The 21,250-nt window shown below is 63.9% G+C and carries 19 protein-coding genes; all 19 read right to left on the bottom strand.

Features of this window, described 5'->3' with window-relative positions:
• Positions 1-1,203: glycosyltransferase family 39 protein (locus QF819_08695; GenBank protein ID MDP6803237.1), on the bottom strand; the 1,203-nt coding region annotated here is incomplete at its 3' end.
• A 6-nt stretch (positions 1,204-1,209) separates the two neighbouring features.
• Positions 1,210-2,013, bottom strand: a complete 804-nt coding sequence (locus tag QF819_08690) for a CpsD/CapB family tyrosine-protein kinase (GenBank protein MDP6803236.1) — start codon at positions 2,011-2,013, stop codon at positions 1,210-1,212.
• A gap of 15 nt (positions 2,014-2,028) precedes the next feature.
• Positions 2,029-3,621 (bottom strand): AAA family ATPase, encoded by a 1,593-nt coding sequence (locus QF819_08685; GenBank protein MDP6803235.1) that lies wholly within the window; start codon positions 3,619-3,621, stop codon positions 2,029-2,031.
• A gap of 10 nt (positions 3,622-3,631) precedes the next feature.
• Positions 3,632-5,071, bottom strand: a complete 1,440-nt coding sequence (locus tag QF819_08680) for a Wzz/FepE/Etk N-terminal domain-containing protein (GenBank protein ID MDP6803234.1) — start codon at positions 5,069-5,071, stop codon at positions 3,632-3,634.
• Positions 5,072-5,074: 3 nt separating this feature from the next.
• Positions 5,075-6,016 (bottom strand): polysaccharide biosynthesis/export family protein, encoded by a 942-nt coding sequence (locus QF819_08675; protein ID MDP6803233.1) that lies wholly within the window; start codon positions 6,014-6,016, stop codon positions 5,075-5,077.
• A gap of 364 nt (positions 6,017-6,380) precedes the next feature.
• Positions 6,381-7,346 (bottom strand): hypothetical protein, encoded by a 966-nt coding sequence (locus QF819_08670; protein MDP6803232.1) that lies wholly within the window; start codon positions 7,344-7,346, stop codon positions 6,381-6,383.
• Positions 7,343-8,263: a DUF3108 domain-containing protein gene (locus QF819_08665; protein MDP6803231.1), complete on the bottom strand. Its 921-nt coding sequence runs from the start codon at positions 8,261-8,263 to the stop codon at positions 7,343-7,345. Before QF819_08665 ends, QF819_08670 begins: the two co-directional genes overlap by 4 nt.
• Positions 8,260-9,348 carry a glycosyltransferase gene (locus QF819_08660; GenBank protein ID MDP6803230.1) on the bottom strand — a complete coding sequence of 363 codons (1,089 nt, stop codon included), beginning with the start codon at positions 9,346-9,348 and terminating at the stop codon, positions 8,260-8,262. The genes QF819_08665 and QF819_08660 overlap by 4 nt, the downstream gene beginning before the upstream one ends.
• Before the next feature lies 1 nt (position 9,349).
• Complete coding sequence (locus QF819_08655) at positions 9,350-10,582, bottom strand: glycosyltransferase family 4 protein (GenBank protein MDP6803229.1); 1,233 nt, start codon at positions 10,580-10,582, stop codon at positions 9,350-9,352.
• A 140-nt stretch (positions 10,583-10,722) separates the two neighbouring features.
• Positions 10,723-11,793 (bottom strand): glycosyltransferase family 9 protein, encoded by a 1,071-nt coding sequence (locus tag QF819_08650; GenBank protein MDP6803228.1) that lies wholly within the window; start codon positions 11,791-11,793, stop codon positions 10,723-10,725.
• Complete coding sequence (locus QF819_08645) at positions 11,790-12,542, bottom strand: glycosyltransferase family 2 protein (GenBank protein MDP6803227.1); 753 nt, start codon at positions 12,540-12,542, stop codon at positions 11,790-11,792. Before QF819_08645 ends, QF819_08650 begins: the two co-directional genes overlap by 4 nt.
• Entirely contained in the window at positions 12,539-13,696 is a 1,158-nt protein-coding gene (locus tag QF819_08640) for an O-antigen ligase family protein (protein MDP6803226.1), read from the bottom strand. The genes QF819_08645 and QF819_08640 overlap by 4 nt, the downstream gene beginning before the upstream one ends.
• Position 13,697: 1 nt before the next feature.
• The gene (locus QF819_08635; protein MDP6803225.1) at positions 13,698-14,759 is read right to left on the bottom strand and encodes a glycosyltransferase family 4 protein; all 1,062 of its coding nucleotides are present in this window, start codon (positions 14,757-14,759) and stop codon (positions 13,698-13,700) included.
• A gap of 11 nt (positions 14,760-14,770) precedes the next feature.
• Positions 14,771-15,274, bottom strand: a complete 504-nt coding sequence (locus tag QF819_08630) for an adenylyltransferase/cytidyltransferase family protein (protein ID MDP6803224.1) — start codon at positions 15,272-15,274, stop codon at positions 14,771-14,773.
• Positions 15,261-16,259 carry a PfkB family carbohydrate kinase gene (locus QF819_08625; GenBank protein ID MDP6803223.1) on the bottom strand — a complete coding sequence of 333 codons (999 nt, stop codon included), beginning with the start codon at positions 16,257-16,259 and terminating at the stop codon, positions 15,261-15,263. The genes QF819_08630 and QF819_08625 overlap by 14 nt, the downstream gene beginning before the upstream one ends.
• Entirely contained in the window at positions 16,256-17,245 is a 990-nt protein-coding gene (gene waaF / locus QF819_08620; protein MDP6803222.1) for a lipopolysaccharide heptosyltransferase II, read from the bottom strand. The genes QF819_08625 and waaF overlap by 4 nt, the downstream gene beginning before the upstream one ends.
• Positions 17,242-18,411: a glycosyltransferase family 9 protein gene (locus QF819_08615; GenBank protein MDP6803221.1), complete on the bottom strand. Its 1,170-nt coding sequence runs from the start codon at positions 18,409-18,411 to the stop codon at positions 17,242-17,244. Before QF819_08615 ends, waaF begins: the two co-directional genes overlap by 4 nt.
• Entirely contained in the window at positions 18,411-19,394 is a 984-nt protein-coding gene (locus QF819_08610) for a glycosyltransferase family 9 protein (protein ID MDP6803220.1), read from the bottom strand. Before QF819_08610 ends, QF819_08615 begins: the two co-directional genes overlap by 1 nt.
• Positions 19,391-21,247 carry an ABC transporter ATP-binding protein gene (locus QF819_08605; GenBank protein MDP6803219.1) on the bottom strand — a complete coding sequence of 619 codons (1,857 nt, stop codon included), beginning with the start codon at positions 21,245-21,247 and terminating at the stop codon, positions 19,391-19,393. Before QF819_08605 ends, QF819_08610 begins: the two co-directional genes overlap by 4 nt.
• Positions 21,248-21,250: the final 3 nt, after the last annotated feature.

Raw genomic sequence — 21,250 nt, 5'->3', positions numbered from 1 at the left:
CGCCGCCGCTCGACTGTCTTCCTTGGCGTAATCCTCATCGAAGTAGTGGTTCCCCAGCGAGACGATCGCCAACAGAAGCGCCAGTCCGGAGGCTGCCTTCGGGACGCGGCCAGGAGCCGACCAACCGGCCGACAGCAGGACGACGAGCATCGGGAAGGCGGCCACCAGGTATCGCGGGTGGAATGTCTTCACTCCGCGCACCGCCAACATGACTGCCAGAAGCGCCGGCACCAGCAACAGTACCGCACACAGTGTGCATCGGTCGCGCCGAAGGAGTGTACGGAATCCGTAAACGGCACCGATTCCCACGGCAACCGCCCCCGCAAGGAGCGCAGGAGCATGGGGCAGAGTCGTGGACAAAGATCGATCGAGGTGCAACTGCGTGAGCGTGGGGCCCAGTGAGTACCCAAACACCAAAGACCAGATTGCAAACAGAAGCGCCGCCGGGTGAAGGCCCGCCGCCTCTCGGAGCGGCACCCCCATGGGCGGAGGTCGGTCCACGAAGACCCGCTCCCCTCCAACCCGCCCAAACCAATCGATGAACCACGGTAGAAACGCCAGTCCGACCACCGCAAGGACGCCCAACCAGCGGAGCGCAAGCGGCACTCGAAAGGGCCGCTCACTGCATAGGGCCACTGTGAGCGCTGCGACCAGAAAGACGACGCTGAAGTTCGTCAACACACCCGCTGAGAGAAGAAGTGCAAGCGTCACCCACTGACCCCATCCACCCTCACGGTCGCGGAGCCTCACAAAGAGCAGCGTAGCCGCCGTGACCCAGAGCATGGCCCAACTGTAGTTGCGAATCTCCTGCGAATACCAGACATGGAAGGGGGACACGGCCAGCACAACCGCAGCGGCACGGCCGGTGGACCGGTCCACAAGCGTGCGCCCCAGAACGGCCATCACAGGGATGGTCGCGACGGCCGGAATCGCGTAGAGAAGGCGCATCCACGCCTCACTCTTCCCCAGTTGCAGCCACCCGTGAAGAAGAGCCGAGGTGAAGGGACCGTGGATGTCTCGCAAGAGGCCCTGCCAGAACTCCGTTCCGTGGGCCCATGACGCCATCTGGATGCTGATGAGTTCGTCGATCCACAGGCTCTGCCCGCCAATCCGGAACAGACGCAGCGCCGCACCCAGGACGACGCACGCCCAGATCCACCGGAGGTCTGAACACTGGGACGAGGACTCTGCGCGAGAGACCATGAGTCTCTACAGTCTGCGGTAAATGAAGTCCGGAATGGGGAACTCCCGACGATTCAGGACGACCCCCAGGATACGGCCGCCCACCTGGCGCACCGTCTCACATGCACGATTGGCAACAGCCCGATTCGTCTGTCCCGACCGAATCACAAGAACCAACCCGTCCGCAGAGCCCACCAGAGCGGTCGAGAAGAAGGGCGATCCGACATGATCCACATCCACAAGAACATAGTCGTACTCGGCCGCCACCGATTCCACAAACTGGCCGAGTCCCTCGGTCACGGCTTCCGCTTGCATGCGATCCGCACAGGAGCCCATGGCCACAACGCTCAGATTCGCGAACTCCGTCTTCCGGATGATGTCTACTTGATCGGCCTTGCCGGTCATGTGTTCAGCCAGACCGGGACTCCCCGGAACATCGAAGGTGGCTTGAACCGATGGGTGCCGCGGGTTCCCGTCGATGAGGAGCACCTTCTCACCACGCAGAGACAGCATCTGGGCGAACTGTGACACCACGCTGGAGACGCCCTCCTCCGGGACGGGCGCTGTGAACACCAGTGCTCGGCGTTCTGTGGGCCCCAGGGCCACCTCCACCTGCTTCCCGATGCTCTCCAGATACTGAAGAGTGTCCGCGGACATCGCCGGGACCAGCCCGCCAGGCCCCCTCTCCTGTGCGGGAGGAGCCACCTGCGACGCGGGATCCGGTTCCGGAGCAGGCACCGCCTCCGGCCCGCCGACCACCGCCGAGGCTTCTGTCTCGGGTCCATTGGCGCCGGTGCGCGCTCTGTTCATGGCATCACGGATCTTGCTCACGGTTCTTCCCCTCGCTTACTGGCCCGCGGAGTATGGGCTTCCATCCTCTTCGGGAGGAAGCACACTGATCACGCGGGGAAAGGACAGTCCATGCGACTTCTTTACTGCAAGCATCTGCTCCCGGGCAGTATCACGATCTTCAAAGCCCCCCAGGAGAACCCGGTACCAAAGGCCCGTTTCCAGCTCTGTCGGGTGAACTTGCGAAGACAAATCGGTGGCCCTCTCCATATCGGCAGCAAACCGGCTGGCGGAATCGACCTCGCGGAATGAACCCACATGAATCGTATAGGCCGGGCGTGTTGTGCCGGGCGAACCGGCGTCTCCCGTCCTCGCCACTTGCGGGACAGCATCAGCCTTGGGCGCAGGCTCCTCCACCATCGGCGGGACCGACGCAACCGCAGCCACCGACGGCGCTCCAGCGGACGACATCCCCGCCGTGGGCGGGACTTCCTCGCCTCTTCCAAAACTCAGGACACCGGCCAGAATGTCCGGCGAGCGCCAGGAAACGATCGACATACCCAGAAGCGTCAAGAGGACGAGCGCACCCGCGACACGCCCCGCTCCCCCTTCTCTGCGTGCTTCCGGGGACTCCGACGGATCCGGCGGCGCCTCGACGAACTCAGGAGTCTCCCTGTGAGCAGGCTCTTCGCAAAACTCCTGCCCCTCAGCGTGAGCAGGGGCTTCCTCGAACTCCGAAACCACCGTGGGTTCCACGGCCGCAGGCATCTCTTCCCGCTCTTCGCGAGCTCGTGAGGCTTCTCTGGCAGCCTCCATCGAAATGACCGATCCGCCGCCCGGCATGATGGAGCGCGTGACATCTCCCAGGTCTTCGTAGGCCTCCCGGACCAGATCGGGCGTCACTCGTCGAGAACCCGCCACATACGCCGTGATCAGCGTTCGGTCCGAAAGAATGTTGATGAGCCGGGGAATGCCCCCCGACAGCCCGTGAATCATGTCCACTGCTGCCGGATCGAACGAAAGGGTCTCCGGATTGCCCGCGACCTGAACACGCTTCTTCACATAAGCAGCGGTTTCTTCAGGCGGAAGAGCGACAATCTCGTAGTACATCTCAATGCGTTGCGCAAGCGGCTGCAACCGCGGCCGCGCCATCAGGTCCTTCAGTTCGGGTTGGCCCGACAGAATGATCTGCAGGAGCTTGCGATTCTCCTCCTCGAAGTTCGACAAGAGGCGGATCTGTTCCAGCGAGTCCTCCGACATCAGATGAGCTTCATCGATGATGAGGATGGCCGGTTCGCTTCTTCCCTTCAGGAACCCGCTCATTCGCCGGCGAAGTTCCATGCGCCCCACTCCGGCGCCATCCACGCCGAAACCGTCGAGAATGCTCTGCAGAAGTTCCGTCTCGTCGAAGTCCGGCTGCTGGATCAGGCAGACATCCTTCTCACGCCCCAGTCGACGCAGGAGTGCGCGGATCATTGTCGTCTTCCCCGTGCCCACCGCTCCGGTGATGACGATGAAGCCCTTCCCTCCCTCTACTCCGATCGTGAGATTCGCAAGGGCGGACTCGTGGGACTCCCCGAGAAAGAGGAAGTCCGGGTCCGGAACCAGCTCGAACGGGGCCCGGTCGAATCCGAAGAACTTCTCGTACAAAGCGACTCTCCTACGGTTGTGCGCTGCCCAGCTCCGGGATGGAGCCGAGAAGCGGCACATTCAAACTGGTTTCGACATCATGGGGGGTCCGGAATGTCTGATCCATTCCCTCGATCAGGAACGCCAGCGCCAATCCAAGCGACAGCCCCAACAGCGCAGCAAAGAGCGCGAAGAGACTCTTCCGCTCCTGGACAAAGGAGAGCCCCACCGTCGCGGGATTGAGGATCTTGGCGTTCACCATTCGATGATCTTCCGTTTCGGAGATCTGCGTATCGACCATCTTTGTCCCCACAAGCTCGTACAGTTCGGCGGTGTTGTTGATCTCACGCTCCAACTGGCGAATGACCGGTGAGAACTGAGGAATGCGGTTCATCTCTTGAACCACATCCTTCACGGCTCCCGCCAACGCTCGCTCGTGTGCCCTCAGACTTTCGATATCGCTTTCGTGCATGGCCAGTTGAAGATCAATCTCCTCACGGAGATCCGTCTCCAACTGGTGCACAAGACTCAACGCGTGCTGCACCTTGGGATTGCCCGGAAGGTACCGTGCGGACAGATCGGCCAGGGTCGCCTTCTTGTCGATCAGCTTCGTGCGCAAGTCCTGGAAGGCGGGACTGTCTTCGAACTCCCGTGTCGGAACCAGGAGATCCGGACGGTTCATCACGGCGTGGCGGGCCGCGCGGAGCTTGGCTTCTTCCGTCTCGCGTCGAATGCGAACCGTCAGCAGATTCGTGCGAAGTTCATCCAGCGTGCCGAGATTGAGTCGCTGCTGCCACTCCTGATCGTAAATCCCCGATTCCACCTGCATCTGCCCGAGTTCAAGGCGCAAGTCCAGAAGACGGTCGCGCAGTCCTGCCGTCCGGTCCTCAAAGAACGACTCCAGCATGGGATTCCGGCGAACACTGATCCGCTCGACAACATAGGACGCCGTCACCGCGTCCACGATCATCTTGGCCGTTGCCGGGTTCGTATGACGGAGCCGAATCATGATCACATTGGACTTCTCGATCGGTTCCGCCTGGATGTTCTTTCGAATCCAGCGCGGTCCCGGAACTTCATAAACCAGCTCCGGATCCTCCGGAGGGAAGAGGACCGCTCGCTCCTCCACGGGCAAGTCCCGGAGACGCTCCGCGACCTCGTCCAGCGCACGCTGCAACACCGGCGTGGACTTGAGGATCTCGATCTCGGTGTTCATCTCCTCTTCCAGACCCAGATACGGGGAACGCATCTTCTGGAAGGACGAGCCCTCTTCGCGACGGATCAGGACCTTGGCGGTGGCCTGATACTCCGAGGTGGTCTTGAGGCTGGCCGAGATGCCCATTGCCAGGGTGGCGAGGAAGATCGACAGGATCACCCACTTGCGACGAAAGAGAATGGCCAGAATGTCCCGGGAGCTGAACTGCCGGGATACCTCGGCACCCTGTGAGTACGCGGATTCCATCTCGGCCATGGTCTACTGGCCCCCGTCGACGGTGATGTTTCTGCGGAGAGCGGACCGCTCGTCCACATGAATGGCGTCGTAGCCCTTGATGAATGTGTCCGGAATCGGGAAGAGTCCCCCGAAGACCTGCTCCACGAACTGTTCCATCTTCGCGACAAACTTCCGCGGCACATAGACCACATCGTCCGGCTGAAGGATCAGATCCGCAGCCAGAGACTGACCGTCCAGAACTCCATGAAGGTCCAGACGATAAGCCTGCGCGGAATGGCTGGTCTTCCGTCGGAGCAGTACCACCGACGAAAGCTTGGCATCGTGAGACACACTCCCCACGGAAGCCAACGCCTGGGTAAGCGTCATACGCTGTTCCAGTGGAACCGCCCCGGGCTTCAGGACTTCGCCAAAGACATAGGCTTTCCGTTCCCCGAAATCGACCACATTGACCGTCGTGGTCGGGTCTCGAAGAAGAGTGCTGTAGTAGGCCTCAATGTCTGCAGCCACTTCCTCAGGACGCCTGCCGAGAGCTTCCACATCTCCAATGCCGGGTGCGGTGACCATCCCGTCCGGTCGGACCCACGAGAGCGTTCGCATCTCCGGATAGAAGAGAACCTCGACCTGAATCTGATCCCCTCGCCTCAGCAGATACGCTCCCTCGCTTGCAAACTCCAGGGGAAGCCCCTTGGCCGCCACCGCTCCGACCTCTCGGACGGTCACGCCTTCGGCCTCTCTGGAAGCGCGACGCTCCACGCTTTCCCTGGTCTCAACCAGGATTCGAAGCGAGTCCGGCAGATCCCCGAACTCGTCCTCCCCCTCCCGGTAGTAGGCCGACCCGCAACCTTGCGAGCAAAGCCCAAGACCTGCAAAGAGGGCGATCAAGAGAAGCACTGTCTGGAGTTTCCGCACCTGACGACCCGCCCTTTCGCAGATTCCGGCTGTCGCTTCCATCTCCCTGGCCATTCCAGGGTTCCGTCTTCCGGATTCTCGGCATGATCCGCCGGAAACCTGAAGATCTTCGGGCACCTTTTCCTCGCGTGATGCCATTTCGCATCCCGTGAGGCTTCGTGCATGATCTCAGCAGCTACGACTTGAAGCTGGACAGGAGGGTGCCAGACATGAGCAGATTCTGCTCACGCGCGACCCGGGGGAAGGGCCTCAATCTGACACGGGAACCCGCTCATCTCCTTGCGTTGCGACCTCGAAGAAACCCGGCACGAAGCATTAGCAAGCTGTCTATAGGCTTCCCTTGGGTGCTGCAGGAACGGGGGGGAAACGCCAAAATCTACAATGTGACAGGAAGAATACCACCCACGGAACGGCAGCGTCAAGAAGCGGGAGCATCCTCTACTCTGTTCCGCAGCGCGGCGATGAGCAACGGGATCAGGAGTTCATGGTGCCCGATAAAGTCCGCGCCCCATCCTCCGTCGCGCGTCGGACGGTCCACCACATTGGCGCGTGGGCGATAGTGCCGGATCATGTCAAAGTTGACGGCCGCAAAACTCTCCACCGTGTGCCCCAGGTTCCGCGCCACGGTCAGCGCCTTCAGGAATACCTCCGGGAGCAGCACCGCCGAACCGACATTCTGCACCACGCCGCCCTCCAGTTCCGCGATACGACGCGCGAGGATTCGAAAGTCCCTGAGGCTTGCGGCCCCGATGGACGCCCCGTTCGCAGAGGGGTGCTGATGCACAATATCCGTGCCCAACGCGACATGCACTGTCGCCGGAACGCCCGCCCGCCACGCGGTCGCCAGAAAACTGGACTCCGCGTGAGGGGCTGCGCTCTCCTCCGCAAGTTCGCGTCCCAGTCGTTCTCCCAGCCCTTCTCCGGACGCTGCGGCACGATCGGCAGCTCCATTCAGAAAGTCCGCCGTCTCTGCGGACATTCCGAACGAGCCGTCGGCAAGGTTCTCCTCGACGGTTTCCGAGGTCTTTCCGAACAGAGCGATCTCTACATCATGAACGGCCGCAGCCCCGTTCATCGCCAGACAGGTAATCCACCGGCGTTCCAGAAGCGGGACCCACACGGGAGCCAGTCCGGTCTTCACGACATGGCCGCCCACCATGACGATCCACTCTCCCCCCTCTCGAACGGTCCCCTCCAGAGTCATGAGGAGTCGGCGGAAGTCTCGGGCTGCAAGGACATCCGGAAGAGACGCGACCAGATCCTCCACGGAAGGGGACTCTCCCAGGGGCTTCGCAAAATCGGAGACGCTGACCTTTCGTCCGCGCGACTCAAAAGGAAGAGCTTGCACTGCGGAGAGGTCGATTTCGTTGTATCTGCCGGTCACCACGCTTCCTCCCTGCTGCCGTGTGCCTCTTCGCCCCCCCGGTGCCATTCCCCATGGGTGGAGAGACGGTAGTCGGTCAGCGATGCCGTGACCGAACCGACCGCGATTTTTGTGCTCATCCTGACAGGCATTCTCCGTGAGTCATTCGTCAACCAGATCGTCAGACGCCCTTTCGCTGAAAAGATGCCCCCTTCTCGAATCATTGGCTCGATCACGATGCACTCATATTCTCCCGCAGGAACCTCGACGGTCTCCACACGGAGGACACGCACTTCCAGAGCATAGTTCTTCCGGTTGGCATGGCTGTCAATCAGGACCTTCTGCCCCACTTCCATCTGGAGAGTCCGGAAGTAGTAGAAGGCAGCCAGTTCATCCTGCACGAACCGGGGCAATGACACTTCCACGCCATCGTCATAACGCGCGAAGTTCTCTCTCCGGTCGAACTTGATGAGCTGGTCCTTCCGGTAGCTTCCCTCTCTCTGGTGCTTCTCGTATCGCCACGACACAAACTCCTCCGGCTCCAGGAAGCTCTGGGACCGATCCCACACTTTGTAGATCGTGGAGAAGAACGCGTTCGATCGGGCGTCCGTCCAGAGCTCCAGACAACGAACGCCGGCAATGGTGCGCAGCGGTTCCACCCCCATGGTGGCATGGCCTGCGTTGATGAAGCCATAGTCGATGGAGAACTCCAGGCGCTCTCCCGCATGAAACGGAAGTGTGTCGGGAAGCTCGGGACGCGGCAAAGGCGGAATGGCGAGACTGTCGGGCGGTCCGGCACCATGGGAAAGCGCAGGATGACCCGGAGCGACCGGAAGCACCCGAACAGCAGGCCAGTCACTGGTGATCCCGCCCCCCGCGGCAGTCGCCATCGACGGAAGAACGACCACGGACAGCAGCACACAGGTGGAGATTCTCACGACGCGACCTCTCGGGCTGACCCCGTGGTCAGCTCTTGGTACAGCGCTTCCAGACGATCCACGATCTTCCCTATATCGAACTCCCGCGCACGGATCTTTCCCTGTTCTCCCATGTCTTTTCGCAACACGCGGTCAGCCACCAGCCTCTCGATGCCCGCCGCCAGGGCCGCATCGTCTCCTGCTTCCGTCAGGATCCCCTCGCGATCGGTGCGGACCACCTCTCCGATCCCACCGACCCGGGTGGCCACCACGGGAATGCCTCGCGCCATCGCGTCCAGGAACACCGTGCCCAGTGCTTCAAACGCACTCGGGAGAAAGAAGATGTCGATCTTCTCCCAGACGGAATCCACCGCCTCCACAAAGCCGGGGAAGTCCACTCGCCCGGCAAGCCCGTACTCACGAATCCGGGTGCGGCACTCCTCAAGGAGTGGCCCCTCTCCCGCCCAGATGAAACGAGCGCCGGGGCATGCCTCTGCCACACGCCTCACCGTGTCCACCCAGACTGACGGGGCCTTCTGCGGCGTAAAGGCAGCCACGGTTCCCACGACGACCTCGGCTCCCCGGGTGCGCTCACTCTCCCGGGTGGAAACCTCGCCCACCGGGATACCGCTGGCGATCTGCGTAATGCGCTCCGCCGGGACGCCCCCGCTCAAGAGGGACTCTTTCACCGCGGTACTGATGGCGATGTAGTGGTCCGCAAGACGGGCGTACTTCCAGCGGCCAAGGACTCCGCCTCGCGGAGGGAGTTCCAGCCGTCGCGTGACGAGAATCGGACGACAGCGGGTCAGGCGGCCCGCGATCCCGCCCGCAGCATGAGCGCGGGCCGTGTGAAGATGAAGCAGATGCGGTCGAAAGCGACGGATTCCGCCAGCGAGCGTCAGCACCCCCGCGGGGTCTCCATCACCATGGATTCGGGCGGGCAGCGTGCGAAGGCCCGCGGCACGGCATCTGCGGACCAGCTCTCCACGCGGATCGCCTGCGACCAGACAGTCATGACCTCGTGCGACCAGTTCACTCACCTGGAGGAGCACTTGACGCTCGCCTCCCCGCCACGAACGCGCCGGGTCGACATGGAGGCTCCTCATGTCAGGCAGTTGCCTCCGCTGCGGCTCCCAAACCTCGGGGCACAGGGGCCTTTCCGAGACGCCGGAAGTGCGTCACTTCCAGAATGCGGAGAACCTCTCGTCCCGTGTGCTCCGCCGAGAGGCAGTTCTGAACGCGGTCGCGTCCGGCCTGTCCGCAAGCGCGACGAGCCTCTTCAGAATCCAGAAGGCCTACGATGGCATCACCCATCTCCGCGTGACTCTCCGAACGGAAGAGCTGGTCCGGCATGGTCTCTCCCACGGCGTCCAGCGTACCCGCAGCGCACCCCCCCACGACAGGAAGGCCACACGACATGGCCTCCAGGCACGCCTCATCCGGAGTGGAATGCCGCCCAACCTCACCGCTGTCACGCAGTACTTGAAGGAAGACGCTGGCAACCGAGTAGTATGCCGGTCGCTTCGCAGCCGCCACCGGTGGAACCACGCAAACGCTACGCCCAAGGCGAAGGCGCTTCGCCAGCTTCTTCCAGATTCCCTGCTCACCATTCGCAAGGACGACCAGCTTGGTGTCAGGTCGGCGCGACTTGACTTCCGCAAACGCACGCAGCACGCTCTCTTCATCCTGTGTCCAAGGATCCCACGCAGCCGAGAGCACAATCCCGCCTTCGCCCATACCCAGAGTCTGGCGCAACTCACTGGAGGGCAACTCCGGCCGAAAGCGCTCGGTATCCACACCGTCTGCAACCACATGGATCGCATGTGGGGCCACGCCCAGTTTGTAGGCCTGGAACCGACACTCTTCGGTGGGCACGAGAACCCCTTCCGCTTCGCGGAGCACCTCAGCCCATGCGCCTTTTGCGCCATCTCCCGAGGCGGTCCGCTTCACCAGTGCATTCATGCGCGAGGTTCCCAGGTGCAGGAGATACTCAATCCCTGCACGTCGCTTCAGCCAGAGGGCAAGGACTCCGGCCGGGGATACTCCATCGGCGACGACCATCCCGGGACTACTCTCCGCGGCAAATCCCATGAGTTGCTTTCGCCAAACGGATTTTCGCCAGGCAGCCGGAAGCACCGACGGGACGGGCACTCTGCGAATCTCGTAGGAGGCCTTTCGATCCATTCTGCCCACCCCGGGAATCCACGGCGCACTCACGGTCAGACGATCCGCCGGCAGATGCGCTGCAATCCGCCGAAGCGATCCGCCGTCCGGTTCATCGCTTGCGGAAAAGTCATCGGTGGCAAGCAGAATGCGAAGTGAGGGTTCCGGGACGGCCATGCTGCTTCTCCTCGTCACGCTGATCAGTTTCGTTCGGGTGAGCCCGACCCGCACAGCACCCCGCACGCCTAGTGGCGTTCATCCAGTGGCGACCGGGTTGCCGTCACCACGCGCACGATGGGATACCGAGCCGGGGGAGGCTAACAGTCCCCCTGCGGGGAGTCCACCCCGGCCTTCGTGAGAAGCTCAATCGCTGCGCGAATCACGGGCTCAGGCGGCAGGTCCTTCAAGCCCGTCCCTCCCGCTTCCGGCCGGGCATCCACCGTCTTGTGAGGGCCGTTCCGAGGCGTCCATCCCTGCGGCGCGGTGTCTCCAAAAACGCCCACCGTCGGCGTTCCCTGCACAATCGCCATGTGCCGCCCCAGACAGTCCGGAGCCACAACCACCTTCGCCATCCCCAAGAGAGCCGCCATGACACGCAAGGAGGTCCCGGGGGACAGAACCGCCGTACCCTTCGGTGCTGCGGCGACAATCGCGCGGGCGTCCCTCTCTTCCGGCGGTCCCCACAGGACCAGGGACGGCTGCCCCGTCACCCTTGCCAGCCCCGCCGCCACTCCGGCAAAACCGGCGACGGTCCATCGCTTCGCTGCCCAACTTCCCGCCGGGAGAATCATGGTCGGCAGTTCGCCCGACGCGAAGCCCGCGGTGCGAAGAACCTCCCGCGCCTCCTCGCGATCCTTCCGTTCGAGCGCCACCCCGGCCCGGGCTTCGCCACTCCATTCGATTCCGGCCTGCCGAAGGAAGTCCAGCAGCGTCTCTCCCGCGTACCGGTCATCTTCACTCGGACTTCCCCGAAAGCGCGGGATGCGAATGTTGTAAGCGAATCTCCTCACCCCGCGATCCAGCCCGACTCGGTACCTCGCTCCGGAGAGCATACTCAAGACGGCCGTTCGCGGATTGGAGAACAAGTCCAACAGCAGATCATACTCCCCGGCGCGCACCCATCGGATTGCCGCCTTCATGTCGCCCCCCTGCAGCCGCGCCGCGCGATCCTCCCCGCCGGAGCTGACGCCTCCCAGAAGAAAGACGCGGTCGAGGCGCGGGTCCGGAATCAAGAGAGGTCCGGACGGCGTCGAGGACAGAAACGCAAGCGAAGCCTCCGGCCATGCGCGCTTCAACGCGTCGAGGACTGCGGAAGCCAGCACGACATCGCCCAGACCTCTTGGCCTCAGGATCAGTACCCGAAGCGGTCGAAATGTCTGCGGGATCATTGTCGGGACCTCGTTGCTTCCCACAGGCGGGCGTACTTCTGAAAGACGCCGTATGCGGACAGCGCACACAGAATGAGTCCCTGCGTGCCGTCCCGAAAACCCATGCGGAAGAAGTACTGCTTCATGAATCGCGCGGGCGGCCTCAACACGATGTCGTGGATCCGCCCGCGTACTCCACGCGCCGCCAACTCCTCCGCACCCTTCGCCGAGTATCCTTCGATCTTCATCAGCCACGCACCGAGATCGCGGCAGGGGTGGTGTTCCAGCGCAGTCTGCAATGTGCCTGCCGAACCGCGAAGGGACACCTCCTCATGGATGCGGCGCTCTTCATAGCTCCCCAGACGACGGTCGAACAGCCGAAGCACGCGATCGCTCTGCCAGCCGCACCCACGAATGTCGCGTCCCAGGAACTCGCTCCGCCGGCGAAGCCAGTACCCTGCACGGGGCGAATCAGACCGAAGAACCTCCTCAATCTCACACCGCAGTTTCTCGGGAACGCGCTCGTCCGCATCGAGAATCAGTACCCAGTCGTGCGTCACTTTGGCGAGTCCCCAGTTCTTCTGGGTGGCGTATCCATCGAACTCTCTATGGATCACGCGGGCCCCGCGCTCTCGCGCGACGTCGGTAGTGCGGTCCCGACTGCCGGAATCCAGCACGACCACCTCGTCCGCGAACGCGCAACTCGCCAGGCAGTCCGGAAGGTGGCCCTCTTCGTTCAAGACCGGAATCAACACAGAGAGCCGCCTCATGCGTCGGCCGCCACGCGCCCGGCAGCGATCGAAGTGCCTACCAGAAAACAGAGGAGAGCGAGAATCTCTGAATCGCCGAAGTTCCAGTGCACCAGTCCCGCAATCAGGAAGCCAAACACGCTCGCCTCGGTCCCTTCCACAATGGCGCGCAGGTAGGTATCGCTGCGCACTTGCATATGGGCCCTCTGCAAAGCGCGCAGCATGGCGGCCACCAGTGCGAGGAATGCCAGAAGCCCCGGGATCCCCATGGATGCCGCAATCTGCAACGGCACCGAATACATGTGTCCTTCCGGGGCGGCTCCCGGATCCGCAACGCGTACGTATTCGTCCCGGAGGTCATGCAGTCCCCATCCGGTCCAGGGATCCTCGGCGAAGAGACGCACTCCATTCGTCCAGATGGTGGCCCTTTCCTTCACACCGGAACTCTGCGGATCGAAAAGATCGTGCGCCGTTTCACCGACCGGGCCTGGTGCGAACCACGCCAGAACCAGGGCCCCCACGGCCAGAAGGACCACGGCCGGCTTCCCGCGCCGCACACCCAGCACGACCGCTCCCCCGGATGTCCCGAGCCAGGCACCCGGAAGACAACCCAGCACCTGCACGGCCAGCATGGCTCCGGCGGCCAGCCCGGCGCCCCATCGATAGGACACCCCGACGCTCCGGCAGGCGGCGAGCGTACAGGCCGGGAAGGTGCAGAGCAGAAGAAGCCCGGAGTTGGTCAGGTAGAATCCGTGGAAGCCGCCGATGTGCGCGGCACCCGGTTCCATTCCCTCCGCGAGGATGAAGGCCACGATGCCATAAAGAGAGGTGGCTCCCGCCCCGAAAAGCAGTGCCATGAAGAGACGCCCGAAGCTCCATCGGCGGCGAAGTACAAGGGTCGGCCAGAAGAGCATCAGGAAAAGCGGCAACTTCTTCAACTTCACGAAACTCGCGCCCGGATCCACCGCGAACAGCGTTGCCAGAAGAGCGGCCACCATCCACCCCGACACGGCCAGTTCCAGACCCGTTCGGCGCCACGCTCGCTGGAGGGCTTCTCGGGGTTCAGGCAGGAAGCTGATGATCCCGGCCACGACCATGGCTGTCTGGCTCAGGAAGATGGAGATGCTCGCAGCCAGCGCATACACGACGAGGAGGTACTCCGGGAGCTTCCTCACATCATCCTCCCGCAAGAATGCTCTGGTAGAGAGCGGCAGTCCGCTCCACCGTGCGGTTCACATGAAAGCGATCCCGCGCCCTGTCTCGCGCACTCTCCCCCATTTCCCGCCGAGCATCCGCGTCATCCAGCAGCCCGGCAAGCGCATTCGCCAGTGCGCGGACATCCCCGGGCGGTACAAGGATCCCCGCACCGTCGGCGAGGGCTTCGCGATTCCCTCCCGCATCCGTGGCGATACACGGAAGGCCCCGCGCCATCGCCTCCAGCAACGCCAACGAAAACCCCTCAATGGAGGAGGGCAGCACGAAGACATCCAGGAGTCCCAGTACCGCCGCGACCTCGCCGATATACCCAAGGCAGTGGAGCCGGCTGCCCTCCGGCAGCTCGCGGGCAAGACTCAGGAGTTCCGGATCTTCCTCCACTCCGGCAAAGAGAATCTCCACGGGCCTCTCCAGGCGAATGACCGCACGAAGGAGGTCTTCCTGCGACTTGCGCCGGGCCACGACCCCCACAACCGGCGTTCCCGGGTCGAGGTTCAGCCTTTGACGAAGTTCAGACGACTCCCCGGAAGACGGCGCCACCCGGTCCATGGGCAGGCCGTTCAGGATGGTGTGAACCCGCTCCTCGGGAACCCCCGCCGCCACGACCTGACAAGCCACACGCTCCGACACGCAGACGATCGCATCCGTGGTGGCCGCGTCGAAGGCAGCGCGGACGCGCCCTCCTGTGGTGAGCGGGACATTCCTTCGCGTATGTACGACCGCGCCGCGAAACCCCAGGACTCGTAGATAGGAAGCCAAGTGCCGGTCCAGCGACGCGTGGGCATTGACCACATCGATCTCATGCTCCCGCACCCAGCGTCGCCAGCGGAAGGCATCCGCCACGAGACCCGGCCCGCGAGAGAGATCCGTCTCCACCAGCGTCACGGGATCCGCGGCCAGCGCCGCCGCAAGGCGACTCTCTCCCCGACATGCCACAAACACACGATGCCCTCTTTCAGCAAGGCCCCGACAGAGCCAAGTGATGGATCGCGTGGCGCCGCCCAGATCCCCCTGGTGGGTCATCTGCAATATATTCACTCGGTTCGTCCGGTTCTCTCCAGAATCACTTCAAGGAGATTCGTCGAAGAGTGGTCCTTGGGATCACCGACAATCACCGTTCGCCCTCCCAGAGAGGCCGTCATCTCCCGCTCGGGGACCGATTCCTCGGTGTAGTCGGTTCCCTTCGCGTGGATGTCCGGTCGAATCGCCCGGAGAACAGCCTCCACCGTATCTTCGCCGAAGAGCACCACCCGATCGACTCCACGCAGCGACGCCACCATCTCCGCGCGCTCGCGTGCGCAGACAAAGGGACGACCCGGGCCCTTGTGCCGGGCTGCGGAAGCATCATCGTTCACCGCCACGATCAGGAAGTCCCCCACGCTTCGAGCCCCCAGCAGATAGCGGACATGCCCCACATGCAGGAGATCGAAGATCCCGTTCGCCAGAACCACACGAAGGCCGGACGCGTCCGCTCGCAGCTGCCGGACTTCGGCCGCCAGTTCATCCAGTTTCAGGACACGCTCATTACAGTCCCGCAAGTCTCGCCACCTCTCCGGGGGTCGTCGTCGCGGCCCCATGCTTGGTGACCACGATTCCCGCCGTGATGCTGGCCAGACGCGCCGCATCCGCCGGGGAGGCGCCGGCAGCGATCGCCAGCGTGGTCGTCGCTGCAACGGTATCCCCGGCGCCCGTGACATCGGCGGCTTCGGCTTCGCCCCACGCGGGAATCTCCACCGGCGCGCTGCTTCCTTCTGAGACGATCATCCCGTCGCGTCCCCGGGTCACCAGTGCAAAAGAGGCATTCAGCCTCTCTCGCAGACGATCCGCCACCTGGCCGTGGTCTTGTCCCGGGTCTCCCCCCACCGCCTGCGCCGCTTCTTCTTCGTTGGGCGTCGCGAAGGTGACGCCTCGAAATGCTCTCAGCCGGTATCGGGAGTCCGCGCAGACCGGAAGACCGCGCGCATTCGCTACGGCCAGCACTTCCTCAATCACGCGATCCGTCAGCGTGCCGTACCCGTAATCCGACAGAATCACGGCATCCGCCTGCCGGGCCCACTCCACGCCCCGCGCAAGGAGGGCCTCTTCGGCCTCCGACGAGACGGGGGCTTCATCCGCTTCGTCGATGCGAAGAACCTGCTGCTTCTGGCCATGTGCCCCACCGGCCATGACCCGTGTCTTCCGCACGGTGGGGCGTACCGAGTCCCGCACGATCGAAGCGGTCTCAATACCCCGGCGCTCGAACTCCGCGACCAGACGGTCCGCGGTCGCTCCCGGACCGACAATCCCAACCGGCACGGGCACGCCGCCCAGAGCCGCAACATTCAGTACGGCATTGCCAGCGCCTCCCGGAATCACTTTCCCGCCCACACGCTGCAGGATCAAGACGGGTGCTTCCCTGGAGACGCGGCGCGTTTCCCCGTACACATATTCGTCCGCGACGAGATCGCCCAGTACCAGCACACGAATCCCCTTCATGCGTCGAAGAAGTTCGGCGAGCCTTGCACGGTGTCCGTCCAGCGTCATGCGCTCCCCCGATTCAGAATCGTCTCCACATCCGCCAACACTCGCTCCACGGCAATCCCGAGGAGACAACCGTAGCCTATCCTGCACGCTCTGCGAAAGCACGGTGCGCAGGAGAGTCTCTCCTGAACAATCCGGTGCCCCTCCCCGCGAGGCCCGGTCCACAGCGGACTTGTGGAACCGAAGATGGCCACCACCGGAGTGCCCACCGCAGCGCACAGATGCATGGGTCCGGTGTCGTTGGTCACAAGTGTGTCCGCACTATGGAGGATTGCGGCCAATGTTCCGACTGTCGTCTTCCCTGTCAGATTCGTCACCGTTCCCGACACGCCCGACAGCACCTCCTCCGAAATCGCATGATCGGCGGGGCCGCCCACGAGGGCAACATCCAGCCCTCGATCGAGCAGGGCATTCACCAGGGCGGCATAGCGTTCGACCGGCCAGCGCTTCGCGGGGCCATAGCTGGCCCCGGGCTGCAATGCCACGCGAGGAGGTCCCGTCTTCGGCCAGAGACCCGCCGCGGCTTCCACCCATTCCCCACGCGGCACGATGCGGGGTTCGTCCGTCGGATGGGTCTCTCCCCAGAGGTCTCCCAGTTCCCGGTAGTTCTCCACCTGATGCCGATCCCTGCGCCAACGAGCGGACGCCAACCGGTCCGTCAGGAGGAGTCCCCTCCGCGCCGTCGCAAAACCTCCGCGTCTTGCGACTCCACCGCGAAACGCCCTCCATGCACTCCCGAAGGAATCCGGCCCGAGAAGCACGCGATCAAACGCTCCCTCTCGATACGCATCCACCTCGGTCCCGCGTTCAAACTCGCGCACAGCGCAGGGAACCGGAAGCCCTCGGAATAGATCACCCAGTCCCTGAGTGCACAGGACCGTCACATCCTTCTCCGCATAGACCCGCCGGAGGGCCATGGGGATTACTGTCGCCATCACCGCGTCCCCCAGCCAGCCCGGAGCGCGAAATGCCACGCGACCCTCGCTCATGCGGGTTCCTCCCTGACGATTCCTTCCGCCGCCGGTCCGGGGCGGGAGGAGGCTGCGGCAGTGGCCATTCGTCTGGCCGCCGCGCGCACCGCTTCCACCGGCAGCGAGTCCAGATCCGCACCCGGCGCGGCCAGCACTTCGACCCCCACATCGGCGGGACACCATTCCGCAGCGTCCGTCGGTCCGAAGAGCGCCAGCGTGCTCGTCCGTGTGGCGGCTGCAAAGTGCAACACGCCGGTGTCGTTGGCCACGATCAGATCCGCTTCCGCCATGCTGCCGGCCAGTTCCCGGATTCCCATCGAAGGAAGGCGCGGAAGAGCGCCCTCAGCGGCTGCCTCCGCCTCATGCAGAAGGTGCTCCTCGCCGGGTCCCGCCGCCAGCACCACGCGATGCCCGTCGCGCACCAGCGCCGACGCAACCTCGCCGAACCGCGCCGCACTCCATCGGTTCGGAATCTTCCCGGCCCCCGGATGCAGCACCACGCGAGCACTCCCCGCCCTGCCGGGACCGATGGCCGCATCCAGCGACAGCCGCCCCTTGCCCGCCTCCTGTTCCGTGAGGAAGATCTCGCAGCGGCGGTCCCCACCGTCCGCGCCCAACGGCGTCACAAGATCCAGGTTGACATCCGACTGGTGTCGGCCCGGCGTTGGAGCCGGAAGGACATGATGGAACAACCCCGATGCCATGTCCGCTCCCAGACCCCCCGGACCGGCTCTCCCCACACGCTGCCTCGCTCCTGAAAGCACCGCGATCCACGCGGCCGTCACGGAAAACGCCACCGTGTTCATCACGATGGCCACCTCATACGCCGGGGACCGCAATCGCCTCAGGAACGCGAGCGCTCTCCTCGGAGAACTCCGCAACGCCGCCTTGTCAAAGAGCAGAACCTCATCCAGATGCGCGTTTCCCCGCACCGCTTCGAGGTTCTCCGGCCCGGCCACAAGGTCAATCCGCGCATTCGGAGCACACGCACGCACCGCACGAAACACCGGCGTCGAGAGGAGCATGTCGCCCAGTTGGTTGTGCTGGCGGATGAGGAGGACGGAGGCCGCACACCGAAGATCCGGCGAACTCTCCCCGGCAGTAGCGGTTCCTTCCCCAAGAACCCGGCCAAGCGCATGGGACAGAAGCCGCTTCCCCCGTCTCTCCATGTGTTTTCGCACCATCACGAAGCCTCACTCCTCATGCGCGATTCCACCGCGAGCCATACCTGCTCCTCGGAAATGTCCGTCAGGCAGCGCCCATGCGCGTACCGACAGCGGTTCGGTCCATGGATATCGCACGGGCTGCACGAAATCCCCGTGTGAATCACGGTGGAGGCGGAGTCCAACGGCCCGAATCCCAGGTCGGGGTGGGTGGCCCCGAAGACCGCCACCACGGGAACGCCCACCGCTTCGGCGACATGCAGCAGTCCGGAATCATTGGTCAGAGCCACTCCGCACTCCGCGACGACTTCGGGCAGACGCTCAGGATCCTCACCCGCTCGAATCTCCACGGAGCCTTGCGGAATACCGCCTGCCACCTCTTCGAGCAGCGCGCGCTCATCCGCGGCTCCTGCGATCACGACGCTCCCGCCCGCTTCCGTCACACGGCGCCCGATGCCGGAGAACCGACTCGGTGCCCATCGCTTCAGCGCGCGGCCCCCTCCGGGTGCGAGGAGGACACGCGAAGGGTTGGGCGTCCCATTCACCGCAAGCCTCGGGCGCCGGCTCAAGACCGGGATGTTCGCCTTCTTCAGCACGCTGAGGGTTCGGTCCACTGCCGGGTCCACATGGAATCTCCAGGTCCCCAGTGCCCGGCACATCACGAGCGCGCGCCGTCGCACGGACTGCTTCGATGCGCGTAGTACCCGCTGCCGCCGCACTCCCCGCAGGAGGCGACGGCTTCGCCCCGTGGCCGACAGATCCACCACCAGTTCCCACTCCCGTTCCGCCACCCCCGGGGGAAGGCCCGCATGTCCTCCTTCCCACTCATGCAGTGCGTCAATCTCCGCACAGGCGGAGAGGATCCGCCCCAGCGGGCGCCTGGCCAGATAGGCAATGTGCGCATCGGGATACGCCGCGCGAAGACCCGCGGCGACCGGCTGCGACAGGACGATGTCTCCCAATGCCGAAAGGCGGCAGATCAGGATCGACTGCGGGGCACTCATTCCGCGCCCCGGGCATCGGGCCGGTCCAGCGCGAACTGGCCTTCGCAGAGACGGGAGTACAGTCCCCCCTTCGCCTGGAGGGTTGCGTGGTCACCCGTTTCCACGACGCGCCCCTTGTCCAGCACCACGATCCGATGCGCGTTCCGAACCGTCGAAAGCCGATGCGCAATCACGACCGCTGTCCGACTCTTCATCAGATGGTCAATCGCCTCCTGCACCTGCGCTTCACTCTCCGAGTCCAGCGCCGAGGTGGCCTCGTCGAAGATGAGGATCTCCGGATTCCGATAGATCGCCCGCGCGATGGACACTCTCTGCCGCTCTCCGCCGGAGAGCCGCGTTCCCCGATCCCCGATGATCGTGTCATACCCCGAGGGGAGATTGCGGATGAAGGCCTCCGCGTTCGCGGCACGCGCCGCCGCAACCAACTTCCCCTCGTCGGGAGACGGGTCTGCAAACGCAATGTTCGCACGGATGGTGTCGTGGAAGAGGATGGTCTCCTGCGTGACGATTCCCAGAAGGCCGCGGAGATCATCCAGTCGCAGTTCCTTCAGATCCACACCGTCCAGAAGAACCCGGCCCGACTCCGGATCGTGGAAGCGCGGGATCATATCCACCAGCGTCGATTTCCCGGAACCGCTGGGCCCGACGACCGCCACTACCTCACCGCGAGCCACCGTCAAGGAGACATCACGAATCACGGGAAGATCCGGTGCATACTGAAAGGACACGGCATCAAACACAAGCCGATCCCGGAATCCGGTCACCGCCTTCGCATGCGACTGCTCCCGCACCTTCGGTTCGGTATCCAGTATGTCGAAAATCCGGGCGGCGGCCGCGTCGCCTTCTTCCAGATGTGTGTGGATCTGGGTGAGCCCACGCACCGGATGCTGAAGCGAAACCATGGCCGCGAGGAAGATCACGAACCACTCCGGCGAGAGCCCGGTACCGTCCATTACCCGTGTGCCGCCGTACCACAGAACGAGAACCGCGCCGAGCGCACCCATCCACTCGGCAATGGGCCCGGCCAGAGACGCCACGCGACGAAGGCGAACCACGCTTCGCAGGTAAGAGCGGGTCTTTTCGAGGAACCGCGCCAGCGCGAAGCCCTCCGCGCCGAAGGCCTTCACCACGCGAATCCCCGTGACCGCCTCGTGAAAGAGCGTGGACACATCGCCCATCTCCTCTTGAGCCAGGCGCGATCTGCGCCGAATGCGCCGACCGATCGCCCGGATGATGATCGAGAGGAGCGGGAAGACCACCACGCACAGAAGAGCCAGCCGCCAGCTCGCGACAAACACGATCACTCCGTACACCAGCACCAGAAGAATGTCGCGAGGGAGACTCCGGAACATCGAGGAGACTCCCTTGCGCACGACCGCCACATCATTGGTGGCTCTCGAGAGGAGATCCCCGGCGCGACGACCGGCGAACCATCCCATGGAGAGCGTCTGCAGGTGGGTGAAGAGCGCGTCCCGGAGGTCTTTCAGCACCCGTTCTTCGAGGGTGACGGCGGCGATCGCCTGAAGATAGCCAAACAGGCCTTTCAGGAAGAACGCGGCGATCAGAAACGCGCAGACCCGCAGCAGAGCCTCACGCGGCGAATCGGAGAAGAAACGGTCGAGCGCCCAAGCCTGAACGGAGTGGCGGAATGTCTCCAGGACGCCAGCCCCTTCGGGAAGGGGCCCCACTGAAGGATCGCCTCCCGCAAAGAGGAGGTCCAGAAACGGGAGGATCATGCCCAGAGAGACGCCGCTGACGAGGGCATACACCGCCGTCGCCGCCAGAGTGGCGGCCAGCAGAGGACCGTGCCGGAGTACCATCCGGAATAGACGAAGCTTCGTACCGGGAATCATGGG

The sequence above is a fragment of the Gemmatimonadota bacterium genome (genome assembly GCA_030747075.1).
Taxonomy (GTDB): Bacteria; ARS69; ARS69; order ARS69; family ARS69; genus ARS69.
Note: the sequence above shows the minus strand (reverse complement) of the source record. Positions and strands in the feature narration are given on the sequence as shown.

Excerpts from the sequence above, each read along its gene's own strand:
- QF819_08680 (MDP6803234.1), bottom strand. The coding sequence starts at position 5,071 with ATGGCCGAGATGGAATCCGCGTACTCACAGGGTGCCGAGGTATCCCGG.
- QF819_08675 (MDP6803233.1), bottom strand. The coding sequence starts at position 6,016 with ATGGCCAGGGAGATGGAAGCGACAGCCGGAATCTGCGAAAGGGCGGGT.
- QF819_08660 (MDP6803230.1), bottom strand. The coding sequence starts at position 9,348 with ATGAGGAGCCTCCATGTCGACCCGGCGCGTTCGTGGCGGGGAGGCGAG.
- QF819_08655 (MDP6803229.1), bottom strand. The coding sequence starts at position 10,582 with ATGGCCGTCCCGGAACCCTCACTTCGCATTCTGCTTGCCACCGATGAC.
- QF819_08650 (MDP6803228.1), bottom strand. The coding sequence starts at position 11,793 with ATGATCCCGCAGACATTTCGACCGCTTCGGGTACTGATCCTGAGGCCA.
- QF819_08645 (MDP6803227.1), bottom strand. The coding sequence starts at position 12,542 with ATGAGGCGGCTCTCTGTGTTGATTCCGGTCTTGAACGAAGAGGGCCAC.
- QF819_08635 (MDP6803225.1), bottom strand. The coding sequence starts at position 14,759 with ATGACCCACCAGGGGGATCTGGGCGGCGCCACGCGATCCATCACTTGG.
- QF819_08625 (MDP6803223.1), bottom strand. The coding sequence starts at position 16,259 with ATGACGCTGGACGGACACCGTGCAAGGCTCGCCGAACTTCTTCGACGC.
- waaF (MDP6803222.1), bottom strand. The coding sequence starts at position 17,245 with ATGAGCGAGGGTCGCGTGGCATTTCGCGCTCCGGGCTGGCTGGGGGAC.
- QF819_08615 (MDP6803221.1), bottom strand. The coding sequence starts at position 18,411 with ATGGTGCGAAAACACATGGAGAGACGGGGGAAGCGGCTTCTGTCCCAT.
- QF819_08610 (MDP6803220.1), bottom strand. The coding sequence starts at position 19,394 with ATGAGTGCCCCGCAGTCGATCCTGATCTGCCGCCTTTCGGCATTGGGA.
- QF819_08605 (MDP6803219.1), bottom strand. The coding sequence starts at position 21,247 with ATGATTCCCGGTACGAAGCTTCGTCTATTCCGGATGGTACTCCGGCAC.